Genomic DNA, 8,553 nt, shown 5'->3' with positions numbered 1-8,553 from the left:
GGGGCGATCTGCCCGGCCCGAGGCGTCGGCGCGGGCCTGGTCATGCCCCGTTGCACCACGTCGGCCATGACCCATCACCTCGAAGAAATCTCCGCAACCGTCACGCCCGGCGCCCACGCTGTCCTCCTGCTCGACCAGGCCGGCTGGCACACCACCAGGAAACTGGCCGTCCCGGACAACATCACCCTGCTGCCTCTTCCGGCTCGTTCGCCCGAACTCAACCCGGTCGAGAACCTCTGGCAGTTCATGCGCGAGAACTGGCTCGGCAACCGGATCTTCCAATCCTACGCCGACATCCTCGACCACTGCTGCGACGCCTGGAACAAGATCGTCGCCCAGCCCTGGCGCATCATGTCCATCGGAATGCGCCGATGGAACCATGGGTTCTGATCAACGAGGGTTGGTATGACATCCGTGTTGCGATCTCCACCGCATCACCCCTGGCCTCATCCAAGCAACTGTCCTGGCATCTCTTGCGTGAGCCCGAAGACCTCGACCCCGAGGCAGCCGCGGTCGTCGCGCGTGTCCTGCAGGATCCCGATGCGGCCAAGGTCGTCGATCTCGGTCGCCGCTTCTGCCGGATCGTCCGGAGCCGCTGTGGCCCGCAGTCGTCGGGGGGATCGGATGTCACGGCGTTCGATGAATGGCTGGGCGACGCCCAAAACTGCGGCGTCCGCATCGTCGAGAACTTCGCTGCCAGCCTCGATCAGGACGGAGACGCCGTCCGGGCTGCGCTGACGCTGCCTTGGAGCAGTGGACAGGCTGAAGGGCAGATCACGCGTCTCAACCTCTTGAAGCGCGCCATGTACGGCCGCGCCAACCTCGATCTCCTCCGCCGACGGTTCCTCCTCGCAGCCTGATCCACCAAACTTGCCGAAGAGCCACCTCGTGGGGGCCGATCATTTCGCCCTGCCCTTTCCGGCCATCGACCCGGTTGCCGTCGCGATCGGTCCGATCACCATCAAGTGGTACGCCCTGGCCTACATCGCCGGGCTGATTGGCGGGTGGTTCTATGCGCGCCGCCTCGTGATGGCCGAGCGCTACTGGGGCGTGGTGCGCCGTCCGATCACCGTGGACATCGACGACATGATCGTCTGGGTTCGACGGCCTGCTCGATCCGAATGGCCACGCTCGACACGCGCGTGACTGTCGACCTGGTGGCCGAACTGCTGCAGCCCCGGCCCCTACGGGCGACCTTGGCTTCGCTCTGGGCGCCAATTGCCGAGCGGATGTCGGAGGCGACTGCCGCGAAGGTGCGCTGCGTCGCGAACTCGTCGCAGCTCAACCGGCTGATGGAGGACGGCAAGGATAAGCCGGACGGCTGATTGAAAGAGTGGATTTCGGCATTGCGGACCGAGCGGACTCTAACGAAGACCGAGCTTGGCCGGATCCGGACGCAGCGGAGATCAGCCTCGGATACATCGACCACGTCGGGCGTCCAATGCGCGAGCACGTGACGTCGGGCGAGATACCAGCCTGAAAGGCGTGGTCCACGCGATCGTCGATCGGAAAGAGATCGAAGCGGACGTGATCCGCATCTTCGGCGACTTAAGAAAACTCGGAAACTTCCGCAACAGAGGCCGGCAGCACATCAAGCCCGGCGTTCGCAATTCTGCACAAAAGTGGCGCGCCCACGGGGAATCGAACCCCGGTCTGATCCGTGAGAGGGACCTGTCCTAACCGCTAGACGATGGGCGCGGTCGCTGCGGCTGATGAAGCTATCGGCCGGCGAGGCGTTCGTATAGCGACGGTGCGTCGAGGGAGCAAGACCCGGGCGGTGCCTTTTTCGCCGGGTCGTGAGGAGTGGCGTGTTGCAGGGTCTCGAGATCGAAGGCGAGCGTCAGGCGGTGATCGGGCCGGAGGCGGAGCGGGTGCGGCTCGACCGCGCCCTGGCGATCGCGTTCCCGGACGTCTCGCGGGCGCGGCTTCAGGATCTGGTGAAGGCGGGCCATGTCCGCCGTGACGGGGTGACCGTGCTCGATTCGGCGGTGAAGGTCGGGCCGGGCACGGTGCTGGCGGTGGTGCTGCCGGAGGCGGTGTCCGCCGAACCGCAGGCTGAGTCTCTCGACCTCGTCATCGCCTACGAGGACGACGACCTGGTGGTGATCGACAAGCCGGCCGGGCTGGTGGTCCACCCGGCGCCGGGACATGCGGCCGGCACGCTGGTCAACGCCTTGATCGGCCATTGCGGGGCGAGCCTGTCCGGCATCGGAGGCGTACGCCGGCCCGGCATCGTCCACCGCCTCGACAAGGACACCAGCGGCCTGATCGTCGTCGCGAAGAACGACGCGGCCCACAAGGGGCTCACCGCGCAGTTCGCCGACCACGGACGCAGCGGCCCTCTGGAGCGGGCCTACCTCGCCCTGGTCTGGGGCCTGCCGGAGCCGCGCGTCGGCACCATCGAGGCCAACCTCGACCGCAGCCGCAAGAATCGCGAGAAGATCGCGGTGGTACGCGGCGACGAGGGCCGGCATGCGGTGACGCACTACGCCGTGGAGGCTGCCTACGCGGAGGCCGCGCTGGTGCGCTGCCGGCTCGAGACCGGGCGCACGCACCAGATCCGCGTGCACATGACCCATCGCGGCCATCCGCTGCTGGGGGACGCGGTCTATGGCGGAGCCTTCATCACCAAGGCCGCTCGGTTGTCGGAGACGGCGCAGGGCGCGCTCCATACGCTCGGGCGACAGGCGCTGCACGCGGCACTACTGGGCTTCGCCCACCCGCGCACTGGGGAGCACCTTCGCTTTGAGAGCCAACTTCCGCCGGAGATGGCGAACTTGGTGGCGGCGCTAGCGAAGAGCTGAACGCTATCGCAGCGATGCCACGGTCAAGGACTTGCGTGCGGAACCGCACCGAGACCCGCGACCGATCGTGACAGGTTCGACTTTCCGAAGCCGCGATGCGTTGAGTTTATGTTCTCGTCGCGGACCCGCTACCGGCCCGGAGCTTTCCCCACTAACATGGGGTTCGGAAAGCCGGCTTGAGAAGCGGCGCTCCGTACACAGCGTCCGCCCGATCGGGGGACCATCGAAGGAGATTGCCATGGCCGGCGCATTGCCCGTGCTCGCCAACGAAGGTGGCCTGTCGCGCTACCTCGACGAGATCCGCAAGTTCCCGATGCTGGAACCGACGGAAGAGTTCACGCTGGCCAAGAACTGGCGCGACGGCGGCGACCGCGAGGCGGCGCACCGCCTCGTCACGTCGCACCTGCGCCTCGTGGCGAAGATCGCCATGGGCTATCGCGGCTACGGCCTGCCGATCGGCGAGGTCGTGTCCGAGGGTAACGTCGGCCTGATGCAGGCGGTCAAGCGCTTCGATCCCGATAAGGGCTTTCGGCTTGCGACCTATGCGATGTGGTGGATCAAGGCGGCGATCCAGGAATACATCCTGCGGTCGTGGTCGCTCGTGAAGATGGGCACCACGGCCAACCAGAAGAAGCTGTTCTTCAACCTGCGTAAGGCGAAGGGCAAGATCTCGGCCCTCGAGGAAGGCGACCTGAAGCCCGATCAGGTCGCGCAGATCGCGACTCGGCTCGGCGTGCCCGAGCAGGACGTGATCGACATGAACCGGCGCCTGTCCGGCGACACCTCGCTTAACGCGCCCCTGCGCGAGGAGGGCGAGGGCGAGTGGCAGGATTGGCTCGTGGACAACGCTCCGAGCCAAGAGACGGTGCTAGCCGGCGAGCAGGAGGGCCAGAACCGGCTGTCGGCCCTGCGCGACGCGCTCTCGGTGCTAAATGCGCGCGAGCGGCGCATCTTCGAGGCACGCCGGCTCGCCGACGACCCGATCACCCTCGAAGACCTCTCCGGTGAGTTCGGCGTCTCGCGTGAGCGCGTGCGTCAGATCGAGGTGCGGGCGTTCGAGAAGGTACAGGAAGCCGTGAAACGCAACCTCGCCACGCGCGAGTTGCCGCGCATGGGTGCGTAAGGCGGGGCTCTCGCCAGGTTTGAACTTCCGACCCGCATCTCCCCTCCCCCCTTCCACCGGGCGGGGAGACCCGTTTTCGTTGCGTTTAGGACGGATCAGCTTACTTCCACTGGTCGAACGCATCCTGCACGACCTGTGTGCCGGCGTTGCCCTTCTCGAAGTTGACGACCGCGCGTTGGCCGCTGACGTAGCGGACCGCGAGTTCGAACCAGGGCTTGTGCAGCAGCAGGTCGGTGTTGCGATCGACGTCACCACGCAGCGACGACAGGCCGATCAGGAAGCGGTTGTCCGTCACGCGGATCGGCAGGCCCGACACTGGGGAGCCCCGGGCGGCTTCGTCGTCCTTGGCCTGAAGCAGGCCGATATCCTGCACCGCGCGTTTCTCGCCTTCGGTCCCCGTGTCGGTGAAGACGAGGTTGATCGTGTGCGACGCCGGAAGGGTCTGATCGAGGTTGCGCTGGATCGTCATCACCAGCGTCAGGCCGGCCTCCGGCACCGTGACCGTCGCGACGATCGCCGTCTCCAGGGGCTGGCCCTGCTCGCCCGGCACCGAATCAAGACGCCAGACCACGCGCCCAGCTGTCGAGATCGGCGCGGCGTTCGGGGTCGCCGTGTTCTCCTCGATCAGGACGGCGCGCTGCGCCACCGCGAGGCCGGGCTGGCTCGGCTGCGTCGAAGGATTGCGCGGGTTTGATGACGCCGTCGCCGGGGCGTTCGCCGACGGCGACGCCTTGGGAGCCGGATCACCGCCGACCCGATCGGAGTACTTCGTGTCGCCCGGGTCCTGCTGGGTCTCCGCCGTTTCTGCGCCCCCGGCGGGGAGGTTCGCCGGCTTGTCGCGCAGCAGGAAGGCCGCGACCGCGATCAGGCCGATCACCACGGTGAGGACGACGCCGACGAAGGCGTTGCGCAACAGTCGCGAGCGACCGGCACGCGGTGCCACCACGTCGATGCGCGGGCGCTGCCGGCCGTTGGCCGAATCGTTGGCCGCGATCGCATCGTTGGCCACCTCGGCCGGTGCGACGGTCTCGAGCTGAGCCTCGGGGACCGGATCCGGCACTTTCGCCTTGCGCGCAGTGATCGGAACGGGCGCCTCGCGCGGTTCCTCCGGCGGCAACGGGAGGAAGCTCGGCGGCGCCGCCGGCGGCAGGAACGGCGTCGGCTGGGGCGGCGGCGTGGGCTCAGGCGGCGGCGCCGGCTCGAAGGCCTGCGCAGGCGGAGGTGCGGGTGGCTCCGGGATCGGTGCCGGCCTCGCCGGGGGAACCGGTGCTGGAGCAGCCCGCGGTGAGACGACGGGAGGCGGTGCGGGCTCAGGCGCGGCCGATGAGGCACCGTAGTCGCGTTCGAGGCGCTCGATCGCGTTGTCCAGCGCCTGCCGTTCGAGGTCGATGTCCGCCTCGGGCAGGGGTGGGTCGAGCGAGCGGAGCTGGCCGATCAGGGCGTTCCGCGCGCGCTCGTAGACCGCCTTGCGCATGGCCGGCGTCCGGTCGGGCAAGGCGTCGAGCGCCCGCGCCAGCAACGGGTAGTAATCGGCCATGTCCTCTGGAATCCGCGTGTTCGCGGTCCGTGCGTCGCACGGACCGGACGATCAATCCTCGAAGGGATTGTGCATCAGTATGGTGTCGTCGCGCTCCGGCGAGGTCGAGAGCAGCGCCACCGGGCAGCCGATCAGCTCCTCGATGCGCCGGACGTACTTGATCGCCTGAGCCGGCAGCTCGGCCCAGGAGCGGGCGCCGGCAGTCGTTTCCGACCATCCGGGGATGGTCTCGTAGATCGGCTCCACGCGCGCCTGCGCCGCCTGGCTCGCCGGCAGGTGGTCGATCACCGCGCCGTCGAGGCGGTAGCCGGTGCAGACCTCGATCGTCTCGAACCCATCGAGGATGTCGAGCTTGGTCAGCGCGATCCCGTTGATGCCGGACGTCCGCACCGTCTGGCGCACCAGCACCGCGTCGAACCAGCCGCAGCGGCGCTTGCGCCCGGTGTTGACGCCGAACTCGCGGCCCTTCCGGCCGATGGTCTCGCCGATTTCATCGAACAGTTCGGTCGGGAACGGGCCCTCGCCGACGCGGGTGGTGTAAGCTTTTGCAATGCCGAGCACGTAGCCGATCGCGCCAGGGCCGAGGCCCGAGCCGGTCGCCGCCTGCGCGGCCACGATGTTCGAGGAGGTGACGAAGGGATAGGTGCCGTGGTCGACGTCGAGGAGCGCGCCCTGCGCCCCTTCGAACAGGATGCGCTTGCCGGCGCGCCGCTCCTCGTCGAGGAGCGCCCAGACCGGGCAGGCATAGGGCAGGATCGTCGGCGCGATCGCCTTCAATTCGGAGAGCAGCGCGGCCGCGTCCACCTCGGCGATGCCGAGGCCGCGACGCAGCGCGTTGTGGTGGGTCAGCACCCGCTCGATCTTGGCCGGCAGGGTGTCGGCGTCGGCCAGGTCCACCACGCGGATCGCGCGACGGCCGACCTTGTCCTCGTAGGCCGGGCCGATGCCGCGCTTGGTCGTGCCGATCTTCAGCCCGGCGTTGGCGGTCTCGCGAAAATGGTCGAGCTCGCGGTGCAGCGGCAGGATCAGCGTCGCGTTGTCGGCGATGCGCAGCGATTTCGGCGAGACCTCGACGCCCTGTGCCTGGATGCGGGCGATCTCGTCCACCAGGTGCCAGGGATCGACGACGACGCCGTTGCCGATCACAGAAAGCTTGCCGCCGCGCACCACGCCCGAGGGCAGGAGCGCGAGCTTGTAGGTGACGCCGTCGATGACCAACGTGTGGCCGGCATTGTGCCCGCCCTGGAAGCGGACGACGATGTCGGCCTGCTCGGAGAGCCAATCGACGATCTTGCCCTTACCCTCATCGCCCCATTGGGCGCCTACGACGACGACGTTCGCCATGCGTGCCTTCTGACCCGTGGCCCGTTCGCGGGCGCACGGCGTTGCGCCGCGCGAGAGAAATCCCGTTGCCGTGAGGGTGTTTCCGCGATCCGGTCCGGGAAATCAAGCAAACCGCCCCGCCGGAGCCGAAGCCGCGGGGGATGGCTGCAGGGCCGAGCGCTATTTGGCCTCGGTGCCGGGCTTCTGACCCGGCAGTTCGCCCGGCTTGATCACCGGCATCGAACCGGCGTTCGGGTTCGGCGGCTCGACCACCATGCCCGGCGCCGCGTTGCCCGGCGGCTTGATGACGCCGTCGCTCTGCCGCAGCTTGTCGCTCAGGGTGGAATCGTTCGGCGGCGCGTCGGCGTTCGGGCGCACGCGCTCGGGCGGCGTCTGGTTCTGGGGGGGCAGCACTGGATCGGTGTCGCGACCCTTCAGCGGCGCATCGGGATTCTGGGCGAGCGCGGCCGTGGCGACCAGCGCGAAGACCGAGGCGGCGAGCCCCGTCAGGACTTTGGACAACGAAGACCTCCCTCTCGTTCACGATCGGGAAGCAAACACCGAGGTCGGGAAACCGTTCCTGTCGCCGGAAGTGCGACACCGCTCTGCATGTCGAAGAGCCTTGCGGCATGTCCGTCCTTCGGACGCCGTCGCCGACCCGAACCAACACGCGGCTCCCTCTCCCAGGGGGAGAGGGTTGGGGTGGGGGGCGTGCCGTATCCGGAGCGGCCACGCCCCTCATCCTGCCCTTCTCCCCATGGGAGAAGGGACCTGCGCCGTTTCAGGAAAGCTCGGGCGTGCGATGACCGTGGAAGGCGTGGCGGGCTGGGGGACGACCGAACCGCCGGCCTCAATCCCCCCGCGCCATCGCGATGTAGAGTTCGCGTAGGCGCCGGGCCACGGGGCCTGGGACGCCCTCCCCGATCGGGCGGCCGTCGATGGCGACCACCGGCATCACAAAGGCGGAGGCGCTGGTGTAGAAGGCTTCCGAAGCCGCGTGCGCCTCGTCGACGGAGAACAGACGTTCCTCCACCGTCAGGCCGGTCTCGGCGGCAAGCCGCATCACCGCCGCGCGGGTGATGCCGGGCAGGAGCGCGGTGGAGAGCGGGCGGGTGACCAGGCGCCCGTCCTTGGTGGCGATGAACGCGGTGGAGGACGATCCCTCGGTGACTGCGCCGTCCTCGACCATCCAGGCCTCGGCCACGCCAGCCTCGGCCGCCGCCTGCTTGGCAAGCACCTGCGCCAGCAAAGCCACCGACTTGATGTCGCGGCGCTTCCAGCGAAGATCCTCGACCGTGACGACCTTGGCGCCGGTCTCGGCCAGCGTGTTGGCGATCACGGTCTTGGCCTGCGTGAACATCATCACGGTCGGCGGCGTGTCGGCGGGCGGGAAGGCGAAGTCGCGCTCGTACACGCCGCGCGTCACCTGCATGTAGACCAAACCCTCGACGACGCCGTTCTTCGCGACGAGCTCCGTCTGCAGCCGCTCCCATTCCGCCGCGTCGTGCGGGTTGCGGATGCCGATCTCGCCAAGCGACCGGTCGAGGCGGGCGAGATGCGCTGCGTTGTCGACGAGGCGCCCTTCGATGATCGCCGAGACCTCGTAGATCCCGTCCGCGAACAGGAAGCCGCGGTCCATCACCGGCACGCGGGCCTGGTCGAAGGGGAGGAACTCCCCGTTGAGGTAGACGATGCGGGGTGACGCCACGGCGGATGCCTCGTGTTCGGGACGTATGATGAACCTGCCTCAAGCAGGATTCGTGCGG

The 8,553-nt window shown here is 68.3% G+C and carries 8 protein-coding genes, 1 tRNA gene and 2 pseudogenes; 6 read left to right on the top strand and 5 right to left on the bottom strand.

From position 1 onward, the window contains the following. From FV226_RS18675 to FV226_RS18660, 4 genes and pseudogenes are all read left to right on the top strand, one after another. On the top strand, positions 1-390 hold a 390-nt coding region (locus FV226_RS18675), incomplete at its 5' end, for an IS630 family transposase (RefSeq protein ID WP_147764061.1). Positions 391-437: 47 nt separating this feature from the next. Beyond that, positions 438-860: pseudogene (locus FV226_RS18670) on the top strand (transposase); the annotation flags it as partial. A 28-nt stretch (positions 861-888) separates the two neighbouring features. Next, positions 889-1,101: pseudogene (locus FV226_RS18665) on the top strand (prolipoprotein diacylglyceryl transferase family protein); the annotation flags it as partial. Positions 1,102-1,121: 20 nt separating this feature from the next. After that, positions 1,122-1,325, top strand: coding sequence for a hypothetical protein (locus FV226_RS18660; protein WP_147764060.1), 204 nt, complete (start codon positions 1,122-1,124; stop codon positions 1,323-1,325). 298 nt (positions 1,326-1,623) lie between these two features. On the opposite strand, the gene FV226_RS18655 is transcribed toward FV226_RS18660, so the two are convergent. After that, positions 1,624-1,698 (bottom strand) — tRNA-Glu (locus FV226_RS18655). Positions 1,699-1,826: 128 nt separating this feature from the next. On the opposite strand from FV226_RS18655, the gene FV226_RS18650 reads away from it, so the two are divergent. Together FV226_RS18650 and rpoH are read left to right on the top strand one after the other, a co-directional pair. Continuing rightward, the gene (locus FV226_RS18650) at positions 1,827-2,804 is read left to right on the top strand and encodes an RluA family pseudouridine synthase (RefSeq protein WP_147751702.1); all 978 of its coding nucleotides are present in this window, start codon (positions 1,827-1,829) and stop codon (positions 2,802-2,804) included. 238 nt (positions 2,805-3,042) lie between these two features. Next, on the top strand, positions 3,043-3,927 hold the full coding sequence (gene rpoH, locus FV226_RS18645) for an RNA polymerase sigma factor RpoH (RefSeq protein WP_147728070.1): 885 nt from the start codon (positions 3,043-3,045) through the stop codon (positions 3,925-3,927). Positions 3,928-4,027: 100 nt separating this feature from the next. On the opposite strand, the gene FV226_RS18640 is transcribed toward rpoH, so the two are convergent. The 4 genes from FV226_RS18640 to FV226_RS18625 form a co-directional block, all read right to left on the bottom strand. Then, positions 4,028-5,464, bottom strand: coding sequence for a histidine kinase (locus FV226_RS18640; RefSeq protein WP_147764059.1), 1,437 nt, complete (start codon positions 5,462-5,464; stop codon positions 4,028-4,030). A gap of 51 nt (positions 5,465-5,515) precedes the next feature. Beyond that, positions 5,516-6,808 (bottom strand): adenylosuccinate synthase, encoded by a 1,293-nt coding sequence (locus FV226_RS18635; RefSeq protein WP_147764058.1) that lies wholly within the window; start codon positions 6,806-6,808, stop codon positions 5,516-5,518. Between the two features lie 159 nt (positions 6,809-6,967). Continuing rightward, the gene (locus FV226_RS18630; RefSeq protein WP_147764057.1) at positions 6,968-7,309 is read right to left on the bottom strand and encodes a hypothetical protein; all 342 of its coding nucleotides are present in this window, start codon (positions 7,307-7,309) and stop codon (positions 6,968-6,970) included. Between the two features lie 328 nt (positions 7,310-7,637). Then, a complete protein-coding gene (locus FV226_RS18625; RefSeq protein WP_147764056.1) occupies positions 7,638-8,495 on the bottom strand; it encodes a D-amino-acid transaminase in 858 nt (285 codons plus the stop codon). Positions 8,496-8,553 lie beyond the last annotated feature (58 nt).

The organism is Methylobacterium sp. WL12 (assembly GCF_008039475.1).
GTDB lineage: Bacteria > Pseudomonadota > Alphaproteobacteria > Rhizobiales > Beijerinckiaceae > Methylobacterium > Methylobacterium cerastii.
This window is presented reverse-complemented; position numbering and strand designations above follow the sequence as displayed.

Excerpts from the sequence above, each read along its gene's own strand:
- FV226_RS18660 (WP_147764060.1), top strand. The coding sequence starts at position 1,122 with ATGGCCACGCTCGACACGCGCGTGACTGTCGACCTGGTGGCCGAACTG.
- rpoH (WP_147728070.1), top strand. The coding sequence starts at position 3,043 with ATGGCCGGCGCATTGCCCGTGCTCGCCAACGAAGGTGGCCTGTCGCGC.
- FV226_RS18640 (WP_147764059.1), bottom strand. The coding sequence starts at position 5,464 with ATGGCCGATTACTACCCGTTGCTGGCGCGGGCGCTCGACGCCTTGCCC.
- FV226_RS18635 (WP_147764058.1), bottom strand. The coding sequence starts at position 6,808 with ATGGCGAACGTCGTCGTCGTAGGCGCCCAATGGGGCGATGAGGGTAAG.